Raw genomic sequence first — 22,940 nt, 5'->3', positions numbered from 1 at the left:
AACCTCGGCTCGCACAAGTCGGCCGAGATCCGCCGGATGATCCAGGCGGCCGGGGCACGGCTCTGGTACCTGCCGCCCTACTCGCCCGACCTCAATCCGATCGAACAGGCCTTCGCCAAGATCAAGCATTGGATGCGCATGGCCCAGAAGCGGACCATCGAGGAAACGTGGCGACACGTCGGCCACCTCGTCACCACCATCCCGTCCGACGAATGCGCAAACTACTTCGAAAACGCAGGCTATGCTTCCGTCAAAACCTGAAACGCTCTAAGACGGATCAGGCGCGCCCGAGCATGAGCGCGGCCATGCGCATGTCCTCGTAGCGATTGGCGCGGCGCGCCTGCGCCTCGGCGTCTTCGCCCCATTGCTCGATGTTCCAGTCCTCGTCGATATGAGCGAGGGCCCAGGCGCGCTCCACCTCGAGGAACCCGTCGGCGAGCGCCAGCGCCAGAAGCAGGGAGCCGGTCAGCGTCGTCACCTGATGAAGAGCGGCAAGGCGGAACGGGTCGGCCTCGGCGCGCACCAGCGCGCGCAGCGCCTCGACCGTCGGCGCGGGCTGAGCGACGAACATGACACCGACGCCCCGCGCGACACTCTCGCCGGTCTTCGCTTCGGCCCAGCCGATCACCGGCTCCCAGCCCTCGGCCTGCCGCTGCGCCAGACGCTCGGGCTCCGCCGCGCGGTAAGCCAGAAGATCGGTCTCGGCATAACGGCCGAGATCATCCGCGACGCTCTGCGGATCGGGCGCGACGCCGTCGAGAACCGTGTTGACGAGGCGCGTCATCGGCATGGTGGCCGGGTCGATATGGGTCGCCTGCCGCTCCCATTCCGCCGCCAGCTCCTCGGCCACCCGGCGCTCGGAAACGCGCAAGGCCGCGCGCGAGGGCGTGCGCACCGGGCGCCCGTCGAGCCGGATCGCGAAGCCGCCCTCATCCTCGACGAGGGCGACCTCCTTGTAGAAGCGCTTCGGCAATTCCGGGCGGGCGGGCAAGGTGGACATCAGAAACTCCGAAGCAGAGAGCGATCAGACGGCGGACAGCACGATCCGATCAGCGGGGTCGGGCGCGCTGGCCAGCCAATCCTCGATCCAGGCTTCGAGCCCTTCCGCCGTCGCGGCGACGGCTTCGGCGCCGTGGAACAGAAGCTCGTTCGGCGAACCCGCGCCCCAATCGACGCCGAGCGCCATCGCGCCGGCCGCCTTCGCCATCTGGATATCGTAGATGGCATCGCCGATCACAAGCGTGTCGGCGGGCGCGACGCCGAGTTCGGTGCAGCATTCCAAGACCATCGCCGGATGCGGCTTGGAGGGGCAATCGTCGGCCGTGCGCACGGCGAGAAACAGGCCGTCCAACCCGTGCAGCTCGGTGATGACGCGGACGCCGCGCCGCGACTTGCCGGTGACCATGCCGATCAGGAGATCGTCGCGCGCCGACAGCCGGCGCAGCATCGGCTCGATGCCCGGGAACAGCGCCTCGGAATGAACGCCTTCGGCGCGGACGCGATGGAAGGCGTCCTTATAGGCGAGGACCAGACGCGGCAGCTCGGCTTCTGGCACGGTCGGCGCGAGGCGATGGATCGCAAGATCCAGCGACAGGCCGATAATGCCGCGCACCGCCGCCTCGTCCGGCTCCGGCAGGCCGGACTCCACGAAGCATCGGCGCATGGTCTCGACGATCAGGCCGAACGTGTCGGCGAGCGTTCCGTCGCAGTCGAACAGGACGAGGCGCATCAGTCGTTCTCGGCCGCTTCGTCGAAGCCGAAGAGATTCCAGGTCTGGACCATGTGCGGCGGCAACGGCGCGATCTGGTCGATCATCTTGCCGCGCCCGTCCGGATGCGGAATGACGATCCGCCGGGCGTGGAGATGCAGCTTGTTCTGCACGCCACCGGGAAATTCCCAGTTGGTGTCGTGCTCGAAATATTTGGGGTCGCCGAGGATCGGATGGCCGATATGCAGCGCGTGGACGCGAAGCTGGTGCGTGCGGCCCGTATAGGGTTCGAGTTCCACCCAGGCGAAGTTCTGCGCCACCTGATCGATCACGCGGTAATGCGAGAGCGCGTGGTCGGCCCCCTCCTCGCCATGGCGCGCGACGCGCATCCGATCGCCGTCGGCGGTGGCTTCCTTCACGAGATAGGTGGAGATGCGCCCGTCCTTGGGCTGCGGCACCCCCTTCAGGATCGCCCAATAGCGCTTCTGCGTGTCGCGCTCGCGAAACGACTTGGTGAGCGCCACGGCCGCCCCGCGCGTGCGCGCCACGACGAGAATGCCCGACGTGTCGCGGTCGAGCCGGTGGACGAGGCGAGGCTTCTCGCCCTTCTTGGAGCGCCAGGCTTCCAGCATCTTGTCGACATGGCGCGACACGCCCGAGCCACCCTGCACGGCGAGACCGGCGGGCTTGTTGAACACGAAGACCTTCTCGTCCTCGTAGAGCAGCATCTGGCTGAGAACGTCGCCGTCATGCTTGTCGCGGATCGTGTTGGCGGTGAGCGGCGCGACCTTCAGCTTGGCGGATTCGCCGCCCATGGGCGGAATGCGGATCAGCTGCCCCGCCTCGACGCGCGTGTCGGTCTTGGCGCGGCCGCCATCGACGCGCACCTGACCCGAGCGCAGGAGCTTCTGAAGATGGCCGAAGCCGAGGCCGGGATAATGAAGCTTGAACCAGCGGTCGAGACGCAGCCCCGTTTCGTCGGGTTCGACCCGGATCTGTTCCACGCTTGCCATGAGCTTCGTCCTTTTCGCTTTCCCCGGCCATAGCGCAATTAGGCGAGAGCGGAAACGGCTTTGCGCGCGGGGACTTCGCCTCAGAAGAGATGACGCGCGAGCGCCAGACCCGCAAAGACCGCGGCCACGCCGACGAGGATCGAGGCGGCGAGATAGACGAAGGCCGTCAGAAGCGCGCCACGCTCCATGAGCGTCGCGACATCGAGCGAGAAGCTGGAGAAGGTCGTGTAGCCGCCGAGGACGCCGGTCGCCAGCAGAAGCCGCAGTTCGCCGCCCGCCCCGGCATAGCGGCGGGCCAGATATTCGATGAGGAGGCCCATCGCGAAGGAGCCCGTCACGTTCACGAACAGCGTCCCATAGGGAAAGCTCGCGCCGAGCCAGCGCGTGCCGAGAAGCGCGGCTCCATAGCGCAGGGCCGATCCGAAGGCCCCGCCGAGCGCGACCAGAACCACGTTCACGAGCATCGCGCGGTCAGCTCCGTTCGCCGCGCTGGCGGCGCAGGCGATCCCATTCGGCCATTCGTGCGCCGATGCGCGCCTCCTCGCCGCGATCCGTCGGGCGGTAGAAGCTCTGGCGGCCGAGCGCTTCGGGGAAATAGTCCTGACCGGAGAAGGCGTCCGGCTGGTCGTGGTCATAGGCATAGCCGGACCCGTAGCCCTCTTCCTTCATCAGCTTGGTCGGCGCGTTGAGGATATGGCGCGGCGGCAGGAGGGAACCGTTTTCCTTGGCGGCACGCATCGCGGCCTTGTAGGCGGTGTAGACGGCGTTGGATTTGGGCGCGCTCGCGAGATAGACGGTCGCCTGCGCCAGCGCGAGTTCCCCTTCCGGCGAGCCGAGATAGTCGTAGGCGTCCTTCGCCGCATTGGCGATCGAGAGCGCGCGCGGGTCGGCAAGACCGATATCCTCCACCGCCATGCGCACGAGGCGGCGGCCGAGATAGAGCGGGTCCTCTCCCGCATCGAGCATTCGGCAGAGATAGTAGAGCGCGGCGTCCGGGTCCGACCCGCGCACGGACTTATGGAGCGCCGAGATCAGATTGTAGTGGCCGTCCTGGCTCTTGTCGTAGACCGGCGCGCGGCGCTGCACGACGCGTTGCAGAACCTCGGCGTCCAGCACCTCGCCCGGCTTGGCGGCGCGCCAGACTTCCTCCGCCAGCGTGAGGACCGCGCGCCCGTCGCCGTCGGCCATGCGCAGGAGAACGGCGCGGGCTTGCGCGTCGAGCGGCAGCGGGCGGTTCTCCATCTCCTCCGCCCGCTCCAGGAGATGCTTGAGGCTCGTCTCGTCATGCGCATGGAAGGTCAGGACGCGCGCGCGGGACAGGAGCGCGGCGTTCAGTTCGAAGGACGGGTTCTCCGTCGTCGCGCCGACGAGGATCACCGTGCCGTCTTCCATCACGGGCAGGAAACTGTCCTGCTGCGCGCGGTTGAAGCGGTGGATCTCGTCCACGAAGAGAAGCGTCTGGCGTCCGTTGGCGCGGCGCAACCGCGCCGTCTCGAAAACCTTCTTCAAGTCCGCGACGCCCGAGAAGATCGCCGAGATCTGCTCGAAGGCGAAATCGACCTCGCTGGCGAGAAGCCGCGCCACCGTGGTCTTGCCGGTGCCGGGCGGCCCCCAGAAGATGATCGAGCCAAGACTGCCATTGGCGAGCATCCGGGTCAGGACCCCGTCCGGCCCGGTCAGGTGTTCCTGCCCCACCACCTCCGACAGGGAGCGCGGCCGCAGCCGATCGGCGAGCGGACCCGGCCGTGCGGGCGCTTTGGGTGTCGCCGCGCGAGGGCGCGGCTCCGCTGGCGCGGCCTCTCCGAACAGATCGGCCATCGGCCGCCCTCCCTTAGCGAACGAGCTGGGTCAGCACCTTGCCGTCCCGCTCGACTTCCAGACGCCAGCCGCGACGGCCATCCTCGGCGCGCCGTTCCAGATCGGCGGTGGATTCGACCTCGCGCCCGTTCAGCGACAGGACGATGTCCTTGGGCTGGAGACCCAGCCGCGCGGCAGCGCTTCTCGGCTCGACCTCGGTGACGACGACGCCGTTCTTGTTCTGCTGCAGTTCCAGCTCGTCCGCGACGCGCGGCGAGAGATTGACGACGGTCGCGCCCGAGAAGGGCGTCTGCCCCTCCAGCGTGCGCTCGTCGCGCGGCGGCGTTTCGGGCGCTTCGGCAAGCTCCAGCCGCACGCGCTCGGTCTTTCCGTCGCTGGAGCGCACGGTGAGCTCGGTTTCCCGGTCGAGCCCAGCGGTCGCCAGGCGATAGCCGAGCGAGTCGGGCCCCTCGATCGTGAAACCGTCCATGCCGAGAACGACGTCGCCCGGCCGCAAGCCCGCCTCCGAGGCCGGCCCGCCGTCCACCACACCCTGCACCAGCGCGCCGGTCGGCCGCTCCAGGCCGATCGCCTCGGCGATGTCGGGCGTCACCGGAACGAAGCTCGCGCCGACATAGGGCCGCAGGAAGGGCCTGCCCTCGCGCGCCGCATCCACGAAGGCGCGCACCATGTTGGAGGGAATCGCGAAGCCGATGCCGAGCGAGCCGCCCGAGCGCGAGAAGATCGCCGTGTTCACACCGACCAGCTCGCCGCGCATGTCGATCAGCGCGCCGCCCGAATTGCCGGGATTGATGGCGGCGTCCGTTTGAATGAAATAGCCGAGATCGTCGGAGCCGACATGCGTGCGCGCGAGCGCCGAGACGATGCCGCTCGTCACCGTCTGCCCGATGCCGAACGGGTTGCCGATCGCTAGAACGAGATCACCGATTTCGGCCGTATCCGAATCGGCGATGGGGGCGATCGGGAACGGCTTGTCGCCCTGAATCCGCAGAACCGCGAGATCGGCGCGGCGGTCCTTCAGGAGAATCTCCGCGTCGAACTCGCGCCCATCGGCCAGCGCCACGCGCACCTCGTCCGCGCCTTCAATGACGTGGTTGTTGGTTACGATGAGGCCGGACGGGTCCACGATCACGCCGGAGCCGAGCGAGGATTCCAGGCGCGGGCGGCGCAGCTGGTTGCCGAAGAACTGCTCGAAGAACGGATCGCCCGCAAAGGGGCTGCGCTGGGGCACGCGCTTGGCGGCGTAGACATTGACGACGGCCGGCGCGGTCTTCTTCACGAGCGGCGCGAAGGTGAGCTTCACCTCCGCCTCCCCGCTCGGCGCACGCTCCACGGGCTGAACCGGCACCGGCATGTTGGAGGCCGGCTGCGCCATCGCGCTCCCGGCCAGGACCGAAGCGGACAGGAAAAGGGCGGCCCCCGCCAAGCGAAAGCGTGTCATGCAAAGCTCCATGCGACATGCGAACCATGATTCGGTGGTTCGCAGCTTCTGGCGCTAAATAGGGCTCAATCCCGGCAGAAGCGCCAGGACAAGAAAAAAGGGCCTCGCGGCCCTTTCTTCAACGACTGGAATGGAGCTCGCGCTCAGCGCGCCACGATCGTCCGCTCGATCGAGACGGCGGCCGTCTCGGGCAGTTCGGCCGTCGCGTAGCTGGCGGTCAGCACACCAAAAGCCAATGTCGCGCCCAAAAGGGTGAGAACAGTACGACGCATCGAGAACCCGCCGGCTGGGATGGAGTTGACGCGATTTTCCATGATTTTCGTTTATTCCGTGTAAAGCTTGCGACCGCTCGGGGCGGCGATCCCGTTGCCTCGAAAATGCCATGGAGCGGAAAAGGTTGCCGGTCTCGGGCAGGTCTTCGCGGGGGGTGTCTCCGTTGCAACAGCTATCGCACAGGCCCGCACAAGGTCGCTATCGCGCTGCTGCAACAGCGCGGATTTGTCGAAAATATCGGGGTCACTTGTGGAAACCGGGCGAAACGTGAAGTTGATCTTCGATCTTCACGACTCGTTCACCTCTTCACCAGATCGAAGCGGATCAGCGACTCGGCGAGCGCTCGGACCGCCTCTTCCGGCGTGTGGAAGCCGAGACCGAGAACCTCCTTCGCCGGCCTTGCGTCGAGCCGCTTGGGGGCGCCGAGTTCCGCCGCCAGCATTCGGGCGCGGCGCGAAACGCGCGCGGCCATCTCGATGGGCCAGGTCGGAAAAGTGCGCAGCGGCAAACGCCGCGCCAGATCGGGGAACTCCCGTGCGAGGACCTCAGAAATCTCTCGAAGCGAAAGCGCCCCGCCGCTGACGATGAAACGCCGCCCCCGCGCTTCCGGCACCTGCAATGCCGCGACATGGGCCGCCGCGACGTCGCGCACGTCGACGATGCCGAAGCCGATATCGAGGAGCGCGGGGAAGCGTCCGTTCATCATCATCCGCACGATCGAGGCGGACGTGCCCAGCCGCGCATCGAGCAAAGGCCCAAACACGAGCGAGGGGTTGATCGTCACGAGTTCGGTGGAACTGCCGGCGAGCGTCTCCCAGGCCGCCTTCTCGGCCTCGGTCTTGGACACGGCATAGGGCGAGATGTTCGGGCTATCGACGTCGGAGACGTCCCGCTCCGTGAACAGCCGCGAGCGATCGCGTCCATGGCCGTAGAAGATGGCCGCGACGGAGGAGGTCATCACGACCCGTTGCGCACCCGCTTCCTTGGCGGCGGTCAAGGCGCGCACCGCGCCGTCTCGCGCGGGCGGGACGAGCGCGAACTTGTCGCGCGGCTGGGCCGCCGGAAAGGGCGAGGCCGTGTGCAGGACGAAGCGGCAGCCTTGCGCCGCCTCGCGCCAGCCCTCGTCGCGTTCGAGATCCGCAACGACGGCTTCGAAGCGCCCGCGCGGCAGACCCGCGGCGTCGAGGAGCTGATGGATTTCCTTTGCGCGTGCCGGGTCGCGCAGCGTGCCTCGCACATGAGCACCGCCTTCGACGAGGCGCAGGACGATATGCTTGGCGATGAACCCCGTGCAGCCGGTCACGAGGATGGTCTCTTGGCTGAACGTCATGCTGTGGCGCCTCCGATTCACGCAGAATCCTAGCGCGGAAACGAAGAAGGGCCCGTCACGGGCCCTTCTCGATCAATGTATTTTGAGCAGCGCGCCGATCAGGCGGCGTCGCCCGACGCCGCTTCCGCCTCGAGGCGGGCGCGATCGACAGCGCCGCGCGCGTCGACGTCACGATCGACGAACTCGATGACCGCCATCGGAGCGTTGTCGCCGCGACGGAAGCCAGCCTTCAGGACGCGCGTGTAGCCGCCGTTGCGGTCCGCATAGCGGGGCGCGAGCGTCGCGAAGAGCTTCTTGATCACGGTTTCGTCGCGCACCTGGCTGATCGCCTGACGACGGGCATGGAGGTCGCCGCGCTTGCCGAGCGTGATCATCTTCTCGACGATCGGACGCAGTTCCTTCGCCTTCGGCAGGGTCGTCACGATCTGCTCGTGCTCGATCAGCGAAGCCACCATGTTGGCGAACATCGCCTTGCGATGCTCGTGGGTGCGGTTGAGTTTACGGCCGCTATTACCGTGACGCATGTCAGTCTCCGTTCAGAAGGTCCGGCTTTCGCCGGGGTCGGCATCCTCGCAATCCGGTTGAACCCGGCGCATGTGCCTTTGAATCTTTTAAGGGTTCGAAGCTCGGCGACCGGCGGCGAACCGCCGGCCCCCTCGTTGGGGATCAGTACTGATCTTCGTAGCGCTTGGCCAGGTCGTCGATATTCTCCGGCGGCCAGGCGTTCACTTCCATACCAAGGTGCAGGCCCATCGAGGCGAGCACTTCCTTGATCTCGTTCAGCGACTTGCGTCCGAAGTTCGGCGTGCGGAGCATTTCCGCCTCGGTCTTCTGGATCAGGTCGCCGATATAGACGATGTTGTCGTTCTTCAGGCAGTTGGCCGAACGGACCGAAAGCTCCAGCTCGTCCACCTTCTTAAGAAGCGCGGGGTTGAAGGCGAGCTCGGCGATCTGCTCCTCGGCGCCGCGCACTTCGCGCTGCGGCTCCTCGAAGTTCACGAAGACCGAGAGCTGATCCTGCAGGATGCGCGCGGCATAGGCCACGGCGTCCTCGCCGGTGATCGAACCGTCGGTCACGATTTCCATCGTGAGCTTGTCCTTGTTCAGGTCCTGCCCCTCGCGGGTGTTCTCGACCTTGTAGGACACCTTCTTGACCGGCGAGAACAGCGCATCGACAGGGATCAGCCCGATCGGCGCATCCTCGGCGCGGTTCTGGTCGGCGGGGACGTAGCCCTTGCCGGTGTTGACCGTGAACTCCATGCGGATCTCGGCGCCCTCGTCGAGCGTGCAGATCTCGTGCTCGGGGTTCAGGATCTCGATGTCGCCGACGGTCTGGATGTCGCCGGCTGTGACGACGCCCGGCCCGGACTTGCGCAGGACCATGCGCTTGGGGCCTTCGCCCTGCATCCCGATCGCGACCTCCTTCACGTTCAGGACGATGTCGGTCACGTCCTCGCGCACGCCGGCGATCGAGGAGAATTCATGCAAGACGCCGTCGATCTGGATCGCGGTGACGGCCGCGCCCTGGAGCGAGGACAGGAGCACGCGGCGCAACGCGTTGCCCAGCGTCAGGCCGAAGCCGCGCTCCAACGGTTCCGCCACCAGGGATGCCTTCGTGCGGCTGCCGCCGCTCTTGAAGACGACCTGGTTCGGCTTGGTGAGGTTTTGCCAGTTGCTGGCGATCATGACGCGAGCCTTTCAGTAACGTCGCCACCATCCAATCGTGGCGATCAATCTGACCGGGAAGGATCGGCTTCCCTCATACGGCGAAAGCCGCGCGCCCGTTGGGGCGCGCGGCAATTCGATCGATCCAGAAGGATCGTTAGACGCGGCGCTTCTTGCGGGGGCGCACGCCGTTGTGCGGGATCGGCGTCACGTCGCGGATCGACGTGATCGTGAAGCCCGAAGCCTGGAGCGCGCGCAGAGCCGACTCACGACCCGAACCCGGACCGCAAACCTCGACTTCGAGCGTGCGCATGCCGTGCTCCTGCGCCTTCTTGGCGGCGTCTTCGGCGGCGATCTGCGCGGCGAAGGGCGTGGACTTACGCGAACCCTTGAAGCCCTGAGCACCGGCGGACGACCAGGCGATCGTGTTGCCCTGCGCGTCGGTGATCGTGATGAGCGTGTTGTTGAACGAGGAGTTCACATGCGCCACGCCGGAGATGATGTTCTTGCGTTCCCGGCGGCGGACGCGCTGCGCTTCTTTAGCCATTTTCTTTTTCCTTGGATCTCGACACCGCCGTAACACCGGCGGCTCCACCTGCCTCGCCCTCTCAGGCGAGGCATGAATGCACCAGCCGAGCGAAGCGCCCGGCGCGCATTCTCGTTACTTCTTCTTGCCGGCGATCGGCTTCGCCGGACCCTTGCGGGTGCGGGCGTTCGTGTGCGTGCGCTGACCGCGAACCGGCAGGCCGCGACGATGACGCAGGCCGCGGTAGCAGCCGAGGTCCATCAGACGCTTGACGTTCATCGAGGTCTCGCGACGCAGGTCACCCTCGACGCGGTAGTCGCGGTCGATGATTTCGCGAATCTGCAGGACTTCGGCGTCGCTCAGGTCGTTGACACGACGTTCAGCGGACAGATTGACCTTCTCGACGATTTCGGCCGCGAAACGCGGGCCGATGCCGTGGATGTACTGAAGCGCGATGACGACGCGCTTCCCGGTCGGGATGTTGACACCAGCAATACGGGCCAAGTGAGCCTCCTTATGTCGCGGATCCGCCGCGACGAACCATGGTCGAGCGGAACAGAACCGCTCTCTTCAAACGCGGAACGACCGGCACCACCCCGCCGGGCGGCGAACCGATCGCTCATTTGTGCGCGAATTGGGCCGACCCTTATAAGATTCGGGTCGGTTTCGTCAATATGGTCTGATGATGGTCCCGCAACAAGGCGGGACCATCGGAACCGTCAGGCCGCGACGGCCTGCTTCAGAACGGCGTCGATCTGCGCGCTGACCTCGTCGATCGAGGCCATGCCGTCGATCTGATGCGACAGCCCACGTTCGCGATAGAACGGCGCCACCGCGGCGGTCAGGGCGCGGAACTCCACGAGACGCCGCTTGAAGACCTCCGGCGTGTCGTCCTTGCGCACGGGCAGGCCCGCCGCTTCGGTTTCCCTGGCGCGCTTCTCGATCCGGGCGACGAGCTTTTCCTCGTCCACCTTGAACTCGATCACCGCGTCGATCGACAGGCCCCGGCTTTCCAGCATCCGGTCCAGCGCTTCCGCCTGCGCGAGCGTCCGCGGGAACCCGTCGAGCACGAAGCCCTTGCGCGCATCCGGCTGCTCGATGCGATCGGCGACGATGCCGATCACGATCTCGTCGGACACGAGCTGCCCCGCATCCATCACCGCCTGCGCCCGCTTGCCGATCTCGGTCTGCTTGGCCACGGCCTCGCGCAGCATGTCCCCCGTGGAGAGCTGCGGGATGCCGTATTTCTCGATGAGCCGCTGGGCTTGCGTGCCCTTCCCCGCCCCCGGAGGCCCCAACAAAATCAGTCTCATCGCGTTCCCCGCCTGCCTCCGCGCAGCTTGGCCTTCTTCACGAGGCCCTCGTATTGATGGGCCAGCAGATGCCCCTGCACCTGCGCCACCGTGTCCATGGTGACCGATACCACGATCAAAAGCGAGGTCCCGCCGAGATAGAACGGGATGCCTGCGGCGGAAATCAGGATTTCCGGCAGAAGGCAGATGACCATGAGGTAGATGGCGCCGACCACCGTGATGCGGGTCAGCACATAGTCGATATAGTCCGCCGTGCGATCACCCGGGCGGATGCCCGGAATGAAGCCGCCATGCTTCTTCAGATTGTCCGCGGTTTCCTTCGGATTGAAGACGATGGCGGTGTAGAAGAAGGCGAAGAAGGCGATCATCGCCGCATAGAGGAACATGTAGAGCGGGCGGCCGTGACCGAGCGAGGCGATCACACCCGTCGCCCAGCCCGGAAGCTTGCTCGTGTCCGCGAAGTTGGCGATCGTCACCGGCAGCAGCAGCAGCGAGGACGCGAAGATCGGCGGAATGACGCCGGCGGTGTTCAGCTTCAGCGGCAGGTGCGACGTGTCGCCCTGGAACATCCGGTTGCCGACCTGGCGCTTGGGGTACTGGATCAGCAGGCGACGCTGCGCACGCTCGAAGAACACGACGCCCGCGATGCAGAGCACCACGACCACGATCACCAGAAGGATGATGGCGGTGGACAGCGCGCCGGTGCGGCCGAGTTCGAGGAGGTTCGCCATGGCCGAGGGCAGGTTCGCCGCAATGCCCGCGAAGATGATCAGCGAGATGCCGTTGCCGATGCCGCGCGCGGTGATCTGCTCGCCGAGCCACATTAGGAACATCGTGCCGCCGACCAGCGTGATGACGCTCGACACGAGGAAGAACGTGCCGGGATTGGTGACGATATTGCTGGAGGATTGAAGGCCCGCTGCAATGCCATAGGCCTGCACGGTCGCCAGAAGCACGGTGCCGTAGCGCGTGTACTGGTTGATGACCTTGCGCCCCTGCTCGCCTTCCTTCTTGAGGGCTTCGAGCGACGGGATGACCGACGTCATGAGCTGGATGATGATCGACGCGGAAATGTAGGGCATGATGCCCAGCGCGAAGATCGCCATGCGACCGACGGCGCCGCCCGCGAACATGTTGAACAGGCCGAGAATGCCGGTCGACTGCTGCTCGAAGGCCTGCGCCAGCGCATGCGGGTCGATGCCCGGCATCGGAATGTACGTTCCGAGGCGGTAGACCAGGAGCGCGCCCAGCGTGAACCAGATGCGCTTCTTCAGGTCGTCCGCCTTCGAGAAGGCAGCGAAGTTCAGGTTTGCGGCGAGTTGTTCCGCAGCGGATGCCATGAGTGAGATCTCTCCGGGTTGCCCCCGAGCGCAGGTTTCCCCTCCCCCGAACCGACACGATTCAGGAACGCTCATACTGCATTGTTTCAAACGATTTTGCTGACGGAAAGACAAGCGCTTTCCGTGCGAAAATCGCGCCGATACGAAAAAAGCCGCCTGCGAGGCAGGCGGCTTCCAACGTTGGACGATGCGGAAAGGCTTACGCCTCGGCTTCGACCTTCTGCGTCACGGTGAGCGATCCGCCGGCCTTGGCGACCTTCTCGACGGCCGACTTCGACGCGCCATCGGCGACGATCGTCAGCTTCGAGGAGATTTCGCCGTCGCCGAGAACGCGCAGGCCGTCACGAACGCGGCGAACCACGCCGGCGGCCTTGAGCGCCGCGACGTCGATCGTCGAGGACGCGTCGAGCTTGCCCGCTTCCACCGCCTGAGCGATGCGCGACAGCGACACGACGTTGTAATCCTTCGCGAAGATGTTCACGAAGCCGCGCTTGGGGAGACGACGGTAGAGCGGCATCTGGCCACCCTCGAACCCGTTGATCGCCACGCCCGAACGCGCCTTCTGACCCTTCACGCCGCGACCACCGGTCTTGCCCGATCCCGAGCCGATACCGCGGCCTAGACGCTTGCGCGAATGCGTCGCGCCTTCCTTGTCGGCGATTTCGTTAAGCTTCATCATCTCGCTCCCGGCTTACTGGCCGTCGACGACGCGAACGAGGTGGCTGACCTTGGCGATCATGCCACGAACCGAAGGCGTGTCCTCCAGCGTGCGCGTGCGGTGCATCTTGTTCAGGCCCAGACCGATCAGCGTGGAACGCTGGTCGCCCGGACGGCGAAGGGGGCTGCCGACCTGCTGAACGGTGACGGTCTTGCCCATGGGGTTCTTCTCAGCCATGTCTAGGCTCCTCTATCCTACGAAGGATGCGACGGGGCAGCAGCGAGGCCGCGCCCCTGCCCGCATCAGTCTTCCGAGCCCGCGCCGACGACGTCGCGACGACGCGCCTGCAGCGTGGAATACTTGATGCCGCGACGGGCAGCGACGTCCTTGGGGTGCATCTGACCCTTCAGAGCGTCGAACGTGGCGCGCACCATGTTGTAGGGGTTCGAGGAACCGAGCGACTTGGCGACGACGTCGTGCATGCCGACCGCCTCGAACACGGCGCGCATCGGACCACCAGCGATGATGCCCGTACCGGCCTCGGCCGTGCGGAGAATCACCTTGCCGGCACCGTGGCGACCGTGGACGTCGTGGTGCAGCGTGCGACCGTCGCGCAGCGGCACGAAGATCAGCTCGCGCTTGGCGGCTTCGGTGGCCTTGCGGATGGCCTCAGGCACTTCGCGCGCCTTGCCGTGGCCGAAGCCGACGCGGCCCTTGAGATCGCCGACGACGACGAGAGCGGCGAAGCCGAAGCGACGGCCGCCCTTCACCACCTTGGCGACGCGATTGATGTGAACCAGCTTGTCGACGAAACCGTCATCGCGCTCTTCGCGATCGTTGCGTTCGTTACGAGGCGCCATATCCTGTCCTTATTTTTTTCCGGAGGCGTCTTGGGAAGGTGCCGATCGAGCGGCACCCGGCTTAAAGCATGAACGGCGCAGCGAGGAAACCCGCTTCGCCGCTCATGCGAACATCGATCCCGCTGAGCGGGATGCGAAATCAGAAGTTGAGGCCACCCTTGCGAGCGGCATCGGCCAGCGACTTCACGCGGCCGTGGTAGATGAAGGCGCCGCGGTCGAAGACGACGTCGGTGACGCCGGCTTCCTTGGCGCGCTCAGCGACGAGCTTGCCGACGGCGGCCGCGGCGGCCGTGTCGGCGCCGGTCTTCAGGTCCGAGCGCAGCGACGTGTCGAGCGTCGAAGCCGCGGCCAGGGTCTTGCCCTGCGCGTCGTCGATGACCTGCGCGTAGATGTGCTTGGACGAGCGGTGAATCGAAAGGCGCGGACGGCCGTTCGAAACGGCCTTCAGCGCACGACGCACGCGGGACGCGCGGCGGCGGAGGAGTTCCTTCTGCGTAGCCATGATCCGAGCCTTACTTCTTCTTGCCTTCCTTACGGACGATCTTCTCGCCCGCATACTTCACGCCCTTGCCCTTGTAGGGCTCGGGTCCGCGGAACTCGCGGATCTCGGCGGCGACCTGGCCGACCTTCTGCTTGTCGATGCCCGTGACGACGATTTCCGTCGGCTTGGGAACAGCGATCGAGATGCCTTCCGGCACCGGATACAGAACGTCATGGCTGAAGCCGAGCGCCAGCTGCAGGTTCTTGCCCTGCATGGACGCGCGGTAACCGACGCCGTTGATTTCGAGACGCTTCTCGAAACCGTCCTTCACACCCGAAAGGATGTTCACGATCATCGTGCGGGACATGCCCCACTTCGAACGCGCATCCTTGGATTCGTCACGCGGATCGACCTTGATCGCGCCCTCTTCCATCTTCACGAGGACTTCCTCGTTGACGACGAAAGACAGCTCGCCCTTCGGACCCTTCGCCTTGACCGTCTGACCGTCCACGGAGGCGGTCACGCCCGCCGGCACAGCGACCGGCTTCTTACCAATACGAGACATCGTTGAACCTGTCGATTAGTCGAAAACGGATCCTGATGCCGCGTCAGAAGACGCGGCAGAGGATCTCGCCACCGACATTCTGTTCACGGGCGGCGTGGTCGGCCATCACGCCCTTGGGCGTGGAAAGGACCGAGATGCCGAGACCGTTGGCGACATGCGGGATCGTCTTGGAGGAGACGTACACGCGGCGGCCGGGCTTCGACACGCGGGCGATCTCCTTGATCACCGACGCGCCCTCGTAATACTTGAGCTCGATCGTGAACTCAGCCGTGCCGTTCTCGAAACGGGTTTCCGTGTAGCCACGGATGTAACCCTCGTCCTTCAGGACGTCGAGGACACGGGCGCGAAGCTTGGAAGCGGGCGTCGCGACTGTGGTCTTGTTGCGCATCGTCGCGTTGCGGATGCGGGTCAGCATATCGCCGAGAGGATCGGACAAAGCCATCTCGAATGCTCCTTACCAGCTCGACTTGACGATACCGGGCACCTGGCCCGTGTTGCCGAGATCGCGCAGCGCGATACGGCTCATCTTCAGCTTACGGTAGTAAGCACGGGGACGACCCGTCACTTCGCAGCGATTGCGGATGCGGACCTTCGCCGAGTTGCGCGGCAGTTCGGCCAGCTGGAGCTGAGCGCGGAAGCGCTCCTCCATGCTCGCCGACTGGTTCATCGTGACGGCCTTGAGGGCCTCACGCTTCGCCGCGTACTTGGCGACGAGCTTCTCGCGTCGCTTGTTCTTCTCGATGGCGCTTTTCTTAGCCATATCTTGTCCTTTCGCCTGCCGTTACTGGCGGAACGGGAAGTTGAGCGCCTTCAGAAGGGCCCGTGCTTCCTCGTCGGTCTGCGCCGTCGTACACACGATGATGTCCATGCCCCACATCTGATCAACCTTGTCGTAGTTGATCTCGGGGAACACGATATGCTCCTTCAGGCCCATGGCGAAATTGCCACGTCCGTCGAAGCTCTTGGGGTTGAGGCCGCGGAAGTCGCGAACGCGCGGGAGCGCGATCTGGACCAGGCGATCCACGAATTCATACATGCGGTCCTTGCGAAGGGTGACCTTCGCCCCGATCGGCATGTTCTCACGGACCTTGAAGCCCGCGATGGAGTTGCGCGCACGCGTGATGACCGGCTTCTGACCGGCGATCAGGGCGAGGTCCTCGGCGGCGACCGTCGGCTTCTTGGAATCGCCGGTGGCCTCACCGACGCCCATGTTGATCACGACCTTGTCGAGGCGCGGAACCTGCATCTCGTTGGAGTACTTGAACTCCTCGAGAAGCTGCTTGCGGATCTCGGCGTTGTAGACCGACTTCAGGCGCGGCGTGTAGCTGGTGTTGGTGTCAGCCATCGATCTGTTCTCCCGAACGCTTGGCGAAACGGACCTTCTTGGCGTTCTCACCTTCACCGACGACCTTGAAGCCGACGCGGGTCGGCTTGCCATCCTTCGGGTCGGCGACCGAAAGGTTGGACAGATGGATCGGGGCCTCCTTGGAGACGATGCCGGCTTCCTGGCTGGCCGTCTGCTTCTGGTGGCGCTTCACCATGTTGACGCCGGAAACGACCGCGCGGTCGTCCTTCGGCATCACCTGGGTAACGGTGCCGGTACGGCCCTTGTCCTTACCGGCGAGTACGACGACCTTGTCGCCCTTCTTGATCTTCTGCATAGAACCGGCTCCTTACAGCACTTCAGGTGCCAGGGAAATGATCTTCATGTGGTTCCGCGCGCGAAGCTCGCGGGGAACCGGTCCGAAGATACGGGTGCCGACCGGCTCTTTCTTGTTGTCGATGAGGACGGCCGCATTGCGGTCGAACCGGATCACCGAACCATCGGGACGACGGATGTCCTTGGCGGTGCGAACGACCACCGCCTTCATCACGTCACCCTTCTTCACGCGGCCACGCGGAATGGCTTCCTTGATCGAAACGACGATGATGTCGCCGACCGAAGCATACTTCCGCTTGGAACCGCCCAGCACTTTGATGCACATGACACGACGTGCGCCGGAATTGTCCGCCACATCGAGGTTTGTTTGCATCTGAATCATGTGAGGCCGCCTTCAAATAAACGAGCGGCCGGGGAGCGCAGGATCGCGCGCTTCACCCCGGCACAAGTTGTTCAACGAGCCGCTGCTTCGCCCGCAACGACGATCCAGGTCTTGTCCTTGGAGATCGGCTTGGTCTCCTCGATGGAGACCATGTCGCCGGTCTTGTACTGGTTCGACTCGTCGTGCGCCTTGTACTTCTTGGACCGACGAACGGTCTTCTTGAAGAGCGGATGCGTGAAGCGACGCTCCACGAGCACGACGACCGTCTTGTCATTCTTATCGGAGACCACGGTCCCCTGCAAAACGCGTTTCGGCATAGTTCAAATCTACCTTCAGGCCTTGGCCGTGTCCGCCTTCTGGCGGGCGATGGTCTTGATACGGGCGATGTCGCGGCGGATTTCCTTGACCCGCGCCGTATTTTCGAGCTGGCCTGTAGCACGCTGGAAGCGCAGATTAAACTGCTCTTTTTTCAGCTTGCCGAGTTCGTCGGTCAGTTCGTCCTGCGTCTTGGTGACGAGATCGTTGGCTTTCATGATCCCTCCCCCCTTATTCGGCGATGCGCTGAATGAAACGGGTACGGATCGGGAGCTTCGCCGCGCCCAGACGAAGCGCCTCGCGGGCCACGTCCTCGGCAACGCCGTCGATCTCGAACATGATGCGACCGGGAGCGACGCGAGCCGCCCAGTATTCGATCGCGCCCTTGCCCTTACCCATGCGGACTTCGGTCGGCTTCGCGGTCACCGGAAGGTCCGGGAAGATCCGGATCCACACCCGGCCCTGACGCTTCATCTGACGCGTGATCGCGCGGCGAGCCGCCTCGATCTGACGTGCGGTGACGCGCTCCGGCTCGAGAGCCTTGAGGCCGAAGGTTCCGTAGCTCAGAACCGCGCCGGCCTTGGAAGCACCGTGAATGCGTCCCTTGAACGCCTTCCGGAACTTCGTGCGCTTTGGCTGCAACATTTCATCTACTCCGGGGCTGGCCTATCAGGCGTGATCGCGATCGCGCTCGCGACGACGGTTGTTGCCGCCACCCGACGCTTCGCCTTCGACCGCGCGGCGCTCGGAGGCCATCGGATCGTGCTCGAGGATTTCGCCCTTGAAGATCCAGACCTTGACGCCGCAGACGCCGTAGGCGGTGTGCGCCTCGGCCGTGCCGTAATCCACGTCCGCGCGGAGCGTGTGCAGGGGAACGCGTCCCTCGCGGTACCACTCCATGCGGGCGATTTCCGCGCCGCCCAGACGACCCGAGCAGTTGATGCGGATGCCCTCGGCGCCGAGGCGCATCGCGGACTGAACGGCGCGCTTCATGGCGCGACGGAACGCGATACGACGCTCGAGCTGCTGCGTGATGCCCTGCGCGACGAGAGTCGCGTCGGTCTCGGGCTTGCGCACTTCAACGATGTTGATGTGCGTCTCGGCGTTCGTCATCGACGAGAGCTTCTTGCGAAGCTTCTCGATGTCGGCGCCCTTCTTGCCGATCACGATGCCCGGGCGAGCCGAGTGGATCGTGACGCGGCACTTCTTGTGCGGACGCTCGATGACGATCTTGGAGACCGCCGCCTGCTTCAGCTCGTTCATGAGGTACTTGCGGATCGCAAGGTCCTCGTGAAGCAGCTTGCCGTACTCGTTGGTGTTCGCGAACCAGCGCGAATCCCAGGTCCGGTTGATGCCGAGGCGCAGGCCAATCGGATTGACTTTCTGACCCATTACGCGGCTCCCTCTTCGGCAACTTCACGAACCACGATCGTCAGATGCGAGAAGGGCTTCTCGACCCGGCTCGCGCGACCGCGGCCACGAGCGTGGAAACGCTTCATCGTGATCGACTTGCCGACGAACGCCTCGGAGACCACCAGAGCGTCGACGTCGAGATCGTGATTGTTCTCGGCGTTGGCGATGGCGCTTTCCAGCGTCTTCTTCACGGTCTCGGCGATCCGCTTGCGCGAGAAGGTGAGGTCCGCGAGAGCGCGATCCACCTTCTTGCCGCGGATCAACTGCGCGACCAGGTTCAACTTCTGCGGGCTGACGCGGATGGTGCGAGCGACTGCGCGCGCCTCGTTGTCCTTCAGCACGCGCTCGGCCTTGGCCTTGCCCATGTTACTTCCTCTTCGCCTTCTTGTCGGCGCCGTGGCCGTAATAGGTGCGGGTCGGGGAGAATTCGCCGAACTTGTGTCCGACCATATCCTCGTTGACCGTGACCGGGATGTGCTTGTTGCCGTTGTAGACGCCGAACGTGAGACCCACGAACTGCGGCAGGATCGTGGACCGACGGGTCCAGATCTTGATGACTTCGTTGCGACCGCCGGAGCGGACCTTATCGGCCTTCTTCAGCAGGTAGCCATCAACGAACGGACCTTTCCAGACGGAACGTGTCATGGAGTGTTTCCCTTACTTCTTGCGCTGATGGCGCGAGCGCATGATGAACTTGTCCGTGGACTTGTTCTGACGCGTCCGCTTGCCCTTCGTCGGCTTGCCCCAGGGCGAGACCGGGTGACGGCCACCCGAGGTGCGGCCTTCGCCGCCGCCATGCGGGTGATCGACCGGGTTCATCGCGACACCGCGAACATGGGGCCGACGTCCGAGCCAGACCGAGCGACCGGCCTTGCCCAGATTGATGTTGCCGTGGTCCGGATTGGACACGGCACCGACCGTGGCGAAGCACGAGCCGGGGACGAGACGCTGCTCGCCCGAGTTGAGGCGAAGGATCGCCATGCCCTGGTCACGACCGACGAGCTGGGCGTAGGCGCCAGCCGAACGAGCGATCTGGCCGCCCTTCTCCGGCTTCATCTCCACATTGTGGATGATGGTGCCGACGGGCATGGCCGACAGCGGCATCGCGTTGCCCGGCTTCACGTCGACGCCGGACAGGCCGGAGACGATCTGATCACCGGCGGCGAGGCGCTGCGGGGCCAGGATGTAGGAGAGTTCACCGTCCGCATAGCGGATGAGGGCGATGAACGCGGTGCGGTTCGGATCGTACTCGAGACGCTCCACCGTGCCGACGACGTCAAGCTTGCGACGCTTGAAGTCGATCATGCGATAGGTGCGCTTGTGACCGCCGCCCTGATAACGGGCCGTGATGCGGCCCATGTTGTTGCGGCCGCCCTTCGAGTGCAAGCCTTCGGTCAACTGCTTGACCGGCTTGCCCTTCCAGAGACCCGAACGGTCGACGATGACCAGCTGGCGCTGGCTCGGGGTGACCGGGTTGAAGCTTTTCAGTGCCATGTTCTCAATTCCTCGCGGCCAACCGTCAGAGACCGGTCGAGACGTCGATGGACTGGCCTTCGGCCAGCGTCACGATCGCCTTCTTCTGGTCGCTCTGGCGGCCGAGACGGCCCTTGAAGCGACGGGTCTTGCCCTTGCGGACCAGCGTGTTCACGCCCGTGACCTTGACGCCGAAGAGCGCCTCGACGGCAGCCTTGATCTGCGGCTTGGTCGCGGTACCGGGAACGTTGAAGACCACCTGGTTGAAGTCCGACACCAGGGTCGACTTCTCGGTGATCACCGGGCTGGTGATGACGTCGTAATGACGAAGATCGGTCATTTGAAGCGCTCCTCGAGAGCCTCGACGGCCGCCTTCGACAGGACAAGCGTCTGACGGCGAAGAATGTCATAGACGTTAATGCCCTGAACCGGCAGCACGTCGATGTTCGGAAGGTTGCGAGCCGAACGCGAGAAGTTCACGTCGAGCTCGGCGCCGCCGATGATCAGCGCGTTGGTCCAGCCGAGACCGGCGAGCTGCGTGGCAACCGCCTTGGTCTTGCCGTCGGTCGACGCGATGTTGTCGACGACGATCAGGCCGCCGGACTTCGCCTTGGCCGAAAGCGCGTGCTTGAGGCCGAGGGCGCGGAGCTTCTTGGGCAGGTCATGAGCGTGCGAACGCGAGACCGGGCCGTGGGCCTTGCCGCCGCCGCGGAACTGCGGAGCGCGAGCCGAACCGTGACGAGCGCGGCCGGTGCCCTTCTGCTTGTAGAGCTTCGCGCCGGTGCGAGCGATCTCGGCGCGGCCGAGCGACTGGTGCGTGCCCTGCTGACGTTTGGCGAGCTGCCAGCGCACGACGCGCTGAAGGATGTCCTCGCGCGGCTCGAGACCGAAGATCTCGTCCGCCAGCGTCACCGAACCAGCTTCACCGCCGGAAAGGGTTGTGATCTTGATGTCCATTATTCGCTACCCTCGGAAGCGGCTTCAGCGGCCGAGCCGTTATTGCCGGCCTGGCGGATCGCGGCGGGCTTGGGAGCGTTCGCCGGAAGCGGCATCTTGACCGCGTCGCGAACGAGGATCCAACCGCCCTTCGAGCCGGGAACGGCGCCACGGATGAGGATGAGACCCCGGTCCGCATCGGTCCGAACGACTTCGAGGTTCTGCGTGGTCACGCGGGTCTGGCCCATGTGACCGGCCATCTTCTTGTTCTTGAAGACCTTGCCCGGGTCCTGACGCTGGCCGGTCGAACCGTGCGAGCGGTGCGACACCGAGACGCCGTGCGTGGCGCGAAGACCGCCGAAATTGTGGCGCTTCATGGCGCCCGCGAAGCCCTTACCGATCGAGGTGCCGGTGACGTCCACCAGCTGGCCCGCGACGAAGTGCTCGGCGGTGATTTCAGCGCCGATCTCGACGAGGTTGTCGTCGGAGACGCGGAATTCCGCGACCTTGCGCTTGGGCTCGACCGAGGCCTGGGCGAAGACGCCGCGCATGGCCTTGGACGTGTTCTTGACCTTGGCAGCGCCGACGCCGAGCTGAACGGCGGTGTACCCGTTCTTCTCCTGGGTCCGCTGACCGATCACCTGAAGATTCTCGATCTTCAGGACCGTAACCGGCACGTGTTCGCCCGCATCATTGTAGATGCGGGTCATGCCGACCTTCTGTGCAATCACACCTGAACGCATATATTCGTTCTTTCTTCAGAGGAACCTTGGGGCCGAAACCCGTCCGGTTCTTGTTTGGCTCGTCAGAGCTTGATCTCGACGTCGACGCCAGCGGCGAGGTCGAGCTTCATGAGCGCGTCGACGGTCTGCGGGGTCGGGTCGACGATGTCGAGGAGCCGCTTGTGCGTCCGCATTTCGAACTGCTCACGCGACTTCTTGTCGATGTGGGGCGAGCGGTTCACCGTGAACTTTTCGATGCGCGTCGGCAGCGGGATCGGCCCGCGCACGTTCGCGCCAGTGCGTTTTGCCGTGGATACGATCTCGCGGGTGGAAGCGTCGAGCACTCGGTGGTCGAACGCCTTCAGGCGGATTCGGATATTCTGGCCGTTCATTGCATTCGTCCTTCCGTCGGAGCCATGCCGGAGAACCGGCGCTTTCCGAGCGCTAAACAGTCTTCAGCCAATTCAAACAGGACGCCTGAACGGCGCCCAAACCGCCCCGTAGGGCAAAGAGAACGCGGCGGTGTAGCACCGCCGCGCCCTCCATTTCAAGAGCTTAAAGCTCGATTACTCGACGATCGAGGCGACGATGCCGGCGCCGACGGTGCGGCCGCCCTCGCGGATCGCGAAGCGCAGCTTCTCTTCCATCGCGATCGGAACGATCAGCTTGACGTCCATCGTCACGTTGTCGCCCGGCATCACCATCTCGGTGCCCTCGGGCAGCGTGACGACGCCCGTCACGTCCGTCGTGCGGAAGTAGAACTGCGGGCGGTAGTTCGTGAAGAACGGCGTGTGACGGCCGCCCTCTTCCTTGGTCAGGATGTAGGCCTCGGCCATGAAGCGCGTGTGCGGCTTCACCGAACCCGGCTTGCACAGAACCTGGCCGCGCTCCACGCCCTCGCGGTCCACGCCGCGAACCAGCGCGCCGATGTTGTCGCCCGCCTGGCCCTGGTCCAGAAGCTTGCGGAACATCTCGACGCCCGTCACCGTCGTCTTCTTGGTGTCGCGGATGCCGACGATCTCGACTTCCTCGCCCACCTTCACGATGC

37 protein-coding genes are annotated in these 22,940 nt (G+C 65.0%); 1 reads left to right on the top strand and 36 read right to left on the bottom strand.

All coding sequences use genetic code 11. The features are described 5' to 3' along the window. A partial coding sequence (locus B146_RS0123525) for a transposase (protein ID WP_019998937.1) occupies positions 1–261 on the top strand: 261 nt, incomplete at its 5' end. 16 nt (positions 262–277) lie between these two features. Here B146_RS0123525 and B146_RS27310 read toward each other — a convergent pair. The 36 genes from B146_RS27310 to B146_RS0123345 all read right to left on the bottom strand — a co-directional run. Beyond that, the gene (locus tag B146_RS27310; RefSeq protein WP_019998936.1) at positions 278–1,000 is read right to left on the bottom strand and encodes an ATP12 family chaperone protein; all 723 of its coding nucleotides are present in this window, start codon (positions 998–1,000) and stop codon (positions 278–280) included. Between the two features lie 24 nt (positions 1,001–1,024). Continuing rightward, positions 1,025–1,729, bottom strand: a complete 705-nt coding sequence (locus tag B146_RS27305; protein WP_019998935.1) for an HAD-IA family hydrolase — start codon at positions 1,727–1,729, stop codon at positions 1,025–1,027. After that, positions 1,729–2,721 (bottom strand): RluA family pseudouridine synthase, encoded by a 993-nt coding sequence (locus B146_RS0123510; protein WP_019998934.1) that lies wholly within the window; start codon positions 2,719–2,721, stop codon positions 1,729–1,731. The genes B146_RS27305 and B146_RS0123510 overlap by 1 nt, the downstream gene beginning before the upstream one ends. Before the next feature lie 80 nt (positions 2,722–2,801). After that, positions 2,802–3,185: a fluoride efflux transporter CrcB gene (crcB, locus tag B146_RS0123505; protein ID WP_019998933.1), complete on the bottom strand. Its 384-nt coding sequence runs from the start codon at positions 3,183–3,185 to the stop codon at positions 2,802–2,804. A 7-nt stretch (positions 3,186–3,192) separates the two neighbouring features. Beyond that, on the bottom strand, positions 3,193–4,539 hold the full coding sequence (locus B146_RS0123500) for a replication-associated recombination protein A (protein ID WP_019998932.1): 1,347 nt from the start codon (positions 4,537–4,539) through the stop codon (positions 3,193–3,195). A 13-nt stretch (positions 4,540–4,552) separates the two neighbouring features. After that, on the bottom strand, positions 4,553–5,980 hold the full coding sequence (locus B146_RS0123495; protein WP_407638569.1) for a DegQ family serine endoprotease: 1,428 nt from the start codon (positions 5,978–5,980) through the stop codon (positions 4,553–4,555). Positions 5,981–6,123: 143 nt separating this feature from the next. After that, positions 6,124–6,294, bottom strand: coding sequence for a hypothetical protein (locus B146_RS29280; protein WP_155897693.1), 171 nt, complete (start codon positions 6,292–6,294; stop codon positions 6,124–6,126). 257 nt (positions 6,295–6,551) lie between these two features. After that, positions 6,552–7,583 carry an NAD-dependent epimerase/dehydratase family protein gene (locus B146_RS0123485; protein ID WP_019998930.1) on the bottom strand — a complete coding sequence of 344 codons (1,032 nt, stop codon included), beginning with the start codon at positions 7,581–7,583 and terminating at the stop codon, positions 6,552–6,554. Between the two features lie 98 nt (positions 7,584–7,681). Beyond that, complete coding sequence (gene rplQ, locus B146_RS0123480) at positions 7,682–8,107, bottom strand: 50S ribosomal protein L17 (protein WP_026358888.1); 426 nt, start codon at positions 8,105–8,107, stop codon at positions 7,682–7,684. 142 nt (positions 8,108–8,249) lie between these two features. Then, positions 8,250–9,269 (bottom strand): DNA-directed RNA polymerase subunit alpha, encoded by a 1,020-nt coding sequence (locus tag B146_RS0123475; RefSeq protein WP_019998928.1) that lies wholly within the window; start codon positions 9,267–9,269, stop codon positions 8,250–8,252. A gap of 136 nt (positions 9,270–9,405) precedes the next feature. After that, entirely contained in the window at positions 9,406–9,795 is a 390-nt protein-coding gene (gene rpsK, locus B146_RS0123470) for a 30S ribosomal protein S11 (protein WP_019998927.1), read from the bottom strand. Positions 9,796–9,909: 114 nt separating this feature from the next. Next, positions 9,910–10,278 carry a 30S ribosomal protein S13 gene (gene rpsM, locus B146_RS0123465; protein WP_019998926.1) on the bottom strand — a complete coding sequence of 123 codons (369 nt, stop codon included), beginning with the start codon at positions 10,276–10,278 and terminating at the stop codon, positions 9,910–9,912. A gap of 215 nt (positions 10,279–10,493) precedes the next feature. After that, positions 10,494–11,087: an adenylate kinase gene (locus B146_RS0123460; RefSeq protein ID WP_026358887.1), complete on the bottom strand. Its 594-nt coding sequence runs from the start codon at positions 11,085–11,087 to the stop codon at positions 10,494–10,496. Further along, on the bottom strand, positions 11,084–12,427 hold the full coding sequence (gene secY, locus B146_RS0123455) for a preprotein translocase subunit SecY (protein ID WP_019998924.1): 1,344 nt from the start codon (positions 12,425–12,427) through the stop codon (positions 11,084–11,086). The genes B146_RS0123460 and secY overlap by 4 nt, the downstream gene beginning before the upstream one ends. Positions 12,428–12,626: 199 nt before the next feature. After that, complete coding sequence (gene rplO / locus B146_RS0123450; RefSeq protein WP_026358886.1) at positions 12,627–13,103, bottom strand: 50S ribosomal protein L15; 477 nt, start codon at positions 13,101–13,103, stop codon at positions 12,627–12,629. Between the two features lie 15 nt (positions 13,104–13,118). Next, entirely contained in the window at positions 13,119–13,322 is a 204-nt protein-coding gene (gene rpmD / locus B146_RS0123445; protein ID WP_026358885.1) for a 50S ribosomal protein L30, read from the bottom strand. A 65-nt stretch (positions 13,323–13,387) separates the two neighbouring features. Beyond that, entirely contained in the window at positions 13,388–13,945 is a 558-nt protein-coding gene (gene rpsE / locus B146_RS0123440; protein ID WP_019998921.1) for a 30S ribosomal protein S5, read from the bottom strand. Positions 13,946–14,084: 139 nt separating this feature from the next. Beyond that, a complete protein-coding gene (gene rplR, locus B146_RS0123435) occupies positions 14,085–14,447 on the bottom strand; it encodes a 50S ribosomal protein L18 (protein ID WP_019998920.1) in 363 nt (120 codons plus the stop codon). Positions 14,448–14,457: 10 nt separating this feature from the next. After that, the gene (rplF, locus tag B146_RS0123430; RefSeq protein WP_026358884.1) at positions 14,458–14,991 is read right to left on the bottom strand and encodes a 50S ribosomal protein L6; all 534 of its coding nucleotides are present in this window, start codon (positions 14,989–14,991) and stop codon (positions 14,458–14,460) included. A gap of 43 nt (positions 14,992–15,034) precedes the next feature. Next, positions 15,035–15,433: a 30S ribosomal protein S8 gene (gene rpsH, locus B146_RS0123425; protein WP_019998918.1), complete on the bottom strand. Its 399-nt coding sequence runs from the start codon at positions 15,431–15,433 to the stop codon at positions 15,035–15,037. 12 nt (positions 15,434–15,445) lie between these two features. Beyond that, on the bottom strand, positions 15,446–15,751 hold the full coding sequence (gene rpsN / locus B146_RS0123420; protein WP_019998917.1) for a 30S ribosomal protein S14: 306 nt from the start codon (positions 15,749–15,751) through the stop codon (positions 15,446–15,448). Positions 15,752–15,772: 21 nt separating this feature from the next. Next, positions 15,773–16,336: a 50S ribosomal protein L5 gene (rplE, locus tag B146_RS0123415; protein ID WP_019998916.1), complete on the bottom strand. Its 564-nt coding sequence runs from the start codon at positions 16,334–16,336 to the stop codon at positions 15,773–15,775. Continuing rightward, positions 16,329–16,652, bottom strand: coding sequence for a 50S ribosomal protein L24 (rplX, locus tag B146_RS0123410; RefSeq protein WP_019998915.1), 324 nt, complete (start codon positions 16,650–16,652; stop codon positions 16,329–16,331). Before rplX ends, rplE begins: the two co-directional genes overlap by 8 nt. Before the next feature lie 12 nt (positions 16,653–16,664). After that, positions 16,665–17,033, bottom strand: coding sequence for a 50S ribosomal protein L14 (rplN, locus tag B146_RS0123405; RefSeq protein ID WP_019998914.1), 369 nt, complete (start codon positions 17,031–17,033; stop codon positions 16,665–16,667). 71 nt (positions 17,034–17,104) lie between these two features. Next, the gene (gene rpsQ / locus B146_RS0123400; protein ID WP_026358883.1) at positions 17,105–17,350 is read right to left on the bottom strand and encodes a 30S ribosomal protein S17; all 246 of its coding nucleotides are present in this window, start codon (positions 17,348–17,350) and stop codon (positions 17,105–17,107) included. Between the two features lie 15 nt (positions 17,351–17,365). Next, complete coding sequence (gene rpmC, locus B146_RS0123395) at positions 17,366–17,566, bottom strand: 50S ribosomal protein L29 (RefSeq protein ID WP_019998912.1); 201 nt, start codon at positions 17,564–17,566, stop codon at positions 17,366–17,368. Between the two features lie 13 nt (positions 17,567–17,579). Further along, positions 17,580–17,993, bottom strand: a complete 414-nt coding sequence (rplP, locus tag B146_RS0123390) for a 50S ribosomal protein L16 (protein ID WP_019998911.1) — start codon at positions 17,991–17,993, stop codon at positions 17,580–17,582. A gap of 24 nt (positions 17,994–18,017) precedes the next feature. Further along, positions 18,018–18,740: a 30S ribosomal protein S3 gene (rpsC, locus tag B146_RS0123385; protein ID WP_019998910.1), complete on the bottom strand. Its 723-nt coding sequence runs from the start codon at positions 18,738–18,740 to the stop codon at positions 18,018–18,020. Continuing rightward, a complete protein-coding gene (gene rplV, locus B146_RS0123380) occupies positions 18,740–19,126 on the bottom strand; it encodes a 50S ribosomal protein L22 (protein ID WP_019998909.1) in 387 nt (128 codons plus the stop codon). Before rplV ends, rpsC begins: the two co-directional genes overlap by 1 nt. 1 nt (position 19,127) lies before the next feature. Next, the gene (rpsS, locus tag B146_RS0123375) at positions 19,128–19,406 is read right to left on the bottom strand and encodes a 30S ribosomal protein S19 (RefSeq protein WP_019998908.1); all 279 of its coding nucleotides are present in this window, start codon (positions 19,404–19,406) and stop codon (positions 19,128–19,130) included. 12 nt (positions 19,407–19,418) lie between these two features. Beyond that, the gene (gene rplB, locus B146_RS0123370) at positions 19,419–20,255 is read right to left on the bottom strand and encodes a 50S ribosomal protein L2 (protein WP_019998907.1); all 837 of its coding nucleotides are present in this window, start codon (positions 20,253–20,255) and stop codon (positions 19,419–19,421) included. A gap of 25 nt (positions 20,256–20,280) precedes the next feature. Then, complete coding sequence (locus B146_RS0123365; protein ID WP_019998906.1) at positions 20,281–20,574, bottom strand: 50S ribosomal protein L23; 294 nt, start codon at positions 20,572–20,574, stop codon at positions 20,281–20,283. Continuing rightward, on the bottom strand, positions 20,571–21,191 hold the full coding sequence (gene rplD / locus B146_RS0123360; protein ID WP_019998905.1) for a 50S ribosomal protein L4: 621 nt from the start codon (positions 21,189–21,191) through the stop codon (positions 20,571–20,573). Before rplD ends, B146_RS0123365 begins: the two co-directional genes overlap by 4 nt. Further along, on the bottom strand, positions 21,191–21,913 hold the full coding sequence (gene rplC / locus B146_RS0123355) for a 50S ribosomal protein L3 (RefSeq protein ID WP_026358882.1): 723 nt from the start codon (positions 21,911–21,913) through the stop codon (positions 21,191–21,193). The genes rplD and rplC overlap by 1 nt, the downstream gene beginning before the upstream one ends. Before the next feature lie 62 nt (positions 21,914–21,975). Then, the gene (gene rpsJ, locus B146_RS0123350) at positions 21,976–22,284 is read right to left on the bottom strand and encodes a 30S ribosomal protein S10 (RefSeq protein ID WP_007066362.1); all 309 of its coding nucleotides are present in this window, start codon (positions 22,282–22,284) and stop codon (positions 21,976–21,978) included. Between the two features lie 174 nt (positions 22,285–22,458). Continuing rightward, a partial coding sequence (locus tag B146_RS0123345) for an EF-Tu C-terminal domain-related protein (protein ID WP_019998903.1) occupies positions 22,459–22,940 on the bottom strand: 482 nt, incomplete at its 5' end.

It is taken from the genome of Aureimonas ureilytica DSM 18598 = NBRC 106430 (assembly GCF_000382705.1).
Taxonomy (GTDB): Bacteria; Pseudomonadota; Alphaproteobacteria; order Rhizobiales; family Rhizobiaceae; genus Aureimonas; species Aureimonas ureilytica.
The sequence above is the reverse complement of the archived record's forward strand: the minus strand, read 5'-3'. Positions and strand labels throughout refer to the sequence as shown.

What these genes read in the sequence shown, in the direction of transcription:
- B146_RS27310 (WP_019998936.1), bottom strand. Translation starts at nt 1,000, where the DNA reads ATGTCCACCTTGCCCGCCCGCCCGGAATTGCCGAAGCGCTTCTACAAG.
- B146_RS27305 (WP_019998935.1), bottom strand. Translation starts at nt 1,729, where the DNA reads ATGCGCCTCGTCCTGTTCGACTGCGACGGAACGCTCGCCGACACGTTC.
- B146_RS0123510 (WP_019998934.1), bottom strand. Translation starts at nt 2,721, where the DNA reads ATGGCAAGCGTGGAACAGATCCGGGTCGAACCCGACGAAACGGGGCTG.
- crcB (WP_019998933.1), bottom strand. Translation starts at nt 3,185, where the DNA reads ATGCTCGTGAACGTGGTTCTGGTCGCGCTCGGCGGGGCCTTCGGATCG.
- B146_RS0123500 (WP_019998932.1), bottom strand. Translation starts at nt 4,539, where the DNA reads ATGGCCGATCTGTTCGGAGAGGCCGCGCCAGCGGAGCCGCGCCCTCGC.
- B146_RS0123495 (WP_407638569.1), bottom strand. Translation starts at nt 5,980, where the DNA reads ATGACACGCTTTCGCTTGGCGGGGGCCGCCCTTTTCCTGTCCGCTTCG.
- B146_RS29280 (WP_155897693.1), bottom strand. Translation starts at nt 6,294, where the DNA reads ATGGAAAATCGCGTCAACTCCATCCCAGCCGGCGGGTTCTCGATGCGT.
- B146_RS0123485 (WP_019998930.1), bottom strand. Translation starts at nt 7,583, where the DNA reads ATGACGTTCAGCCAAGAGACCATCCTCGTGACCGGCTGCACGGGGTTC.
- rplQ (WP_026358888.1), bottom strand. Translation starts at nt 8,107, where the DNA reads ATGCGTCACGGTAATAGCGGCCGTAAACTCAACCGCACCCACGAGCAT.
- B146_RS0123475 (WP_019998928.1), bottom strand. Translation starts at nt 9,269, where the DNA reads ATGATCGCCAGCAACTGGCAAAACCTCACCAAGCCGAACCAGGTCGTC.
- rpsK (WP_019998927.1), bottom strand. Translation starts at nt 9,795, where the DNA reads ATGGCTAAAGAAGCGCAGCGCGTCCGCCGCCGGGAACGCAAGAACATC.
- B146_RS0123460 (WP_026358887.1), bottom strand. Translation starts at nt 11,087, where the DNA reads ATGAGACTGATTTTGTTGGGGCCTCCGGGGGCGGGGAAGGGCACGCAA.
- secY (WP_019998924.1), bottom strand. Translation starts at nt 12,427, where the DNA reads ATGGCATCCGCTGCGGAACAACTCGCCGCAAACCTGAACTTCGCTGCC.
- rplO (WP_026358886.1), bottom strand. Translation starts at nt 13,103, where the DNA reads ATGAAGCTTAACGAAATCGCCGACAAGGAAGGCGCGACGCATTCGCGC.
- rpmD (WP_026358885.1), bottom strand. Translation starts at nt 13,322, where the DNA reads ATGGCTGAGAAGAACCCCATGGGCAAGACCGTCACCGTTCAGCAGGTC.
- rpsE (WP_019998921.1), bottom strand. Translation starts at nt 13,945, where the DNA reads ATGGCGCCTCGTAACGAACGCAACGATCGCGAAGAGCGCGATGACGGT.
- rplR (WP_019998920.1), bottom strand. Translation starts at nt 14,447, where the DNA reads ATGGCTACGCAGAAGGAACTCCTCCGCCGCCGCGCGTCCCGCGTGCGT.
- rplF (WP_026358884.1), bottom strand. Translation starts at nt 14,991, where the DNA reads ATGTCTCGTATTGGTAAGAAGCCGGTCGCTGTGCCGGCGGGCGTGACC.
- rpsH (WP_019998918.1), bottom strand. Translation starts at nt 15,433, where the DNA reads ATGGCTTTGTCCGATCCTCTCGGCGATATGCTGACCCGCATCCGCAAC.
- rpsN (WP_019998917.1), bottom strand. Translation starts at nt 15,751, where the DNA reads ATGGCTAAGAAAAGCGCCATCGAGAAGAACAAGCGACGCGAGAAGCTC.
- rplE (WP_019998916.1), bottom strand. Translation starts at nt 16,336, where the DNA reads ATGGCTGACACCAACACCAGCTACACGCCGCGCCTGAAGTCGGTCTAC.
- rplX (WP_019998915.1), bottom strand. Translation starts at nt 16,652, where the DNA reads ATGCAGAAGATCAAGAAGGGCGACAAGGTCGTCGTACTCGCCGGTAAG.
- rplN (WP_019998914.1), bottom strand. Translation starts at nt 17,033, where the DNA reads ATGATTCAGATGCAAACAAACCTCGATGTGGCGGACAATTCCGGCGCA.
- rpsQ (WP_026358883.1), bottom strand. Translation starts at nt 17,350, where the DNA reads ATGCCGAAACGCGTTTTGCAGGGGACCGTGGTCTCCGATAAGAATGAC.
- rpmC (WP_019998912.1), bottom strand. Translation starts at nt 17,566, where the DNA reads ATGAAAGCCAACGATCTCGTCACCAAGACGCAGGACGAACTGACCGAC.
- rplP (WP_019998911.1), bottom strand. Translation starts at nt 17,993, where the DNA reads ATGTTGCAGCCAAAGCGCACGAAGTTCCGGAAGGCGTTCAAGGGACGC.
- rpsC (WP_019998910.1), bottom strand. Translation starts at nt 18,740, where the DNA reads ATGGGTCAGAAAGTCAATCCGATTGGCCTGCGCCTCGGCATCAACCGG.
- rplV (WP_019998909.1), bottom strand. Translation starts at nt 19,126, where the DNA reads ATGGGCAAGGCCAAGGCCGAGCGCGTGCTGAAGGACAACGAGGCGCGC.
- rpsS (WP_019998908.1), bottom strand. Translation starts at nt 19,406, where the DNA reads ATGACACGTTCCGTCTGGAAAGGTCCGTTCGTTGATGGCTACCTGCTG.
- rplB (WP_019998907.1), bottom strand. Translation starts at nt 20,255, where the DNA reads ATGGCACTGAAAAGCTTCAACCCGGTCACCCCGAGCCAGCGCCAGCTG.
- B146_RS0123365 (WP_019998906.1), bottom strand. Translation starts at nt 20,574, where the DNA reads ATGACCGATCTTCGTCATTACGACGTCATCACCAGCCCGGTGATCACC.
- rplD (WP_019998905.1), bottom strand. Translation starts at nt 21,191, where the DNA reads ATGGACATCAAGATCACAACCCTTTCCGGCGGTGAAGCTGGTTCGGTG.
- rplC (WP_026358882.1), bottom strand. Translation starts at nt 21,913, where the DNA reads ATGCGTTCAGGTGTGATTGCACAGAAGGTCGGCATGACCCGCATCTAC.
- rpsJ (WP_007066362.1), bottom strand. Translation starts at nt 22,284, where the DNA reads ATGAACGGCCAGAATATCCGAATCCGCCTGAAGGCGTTCGACCACCGA.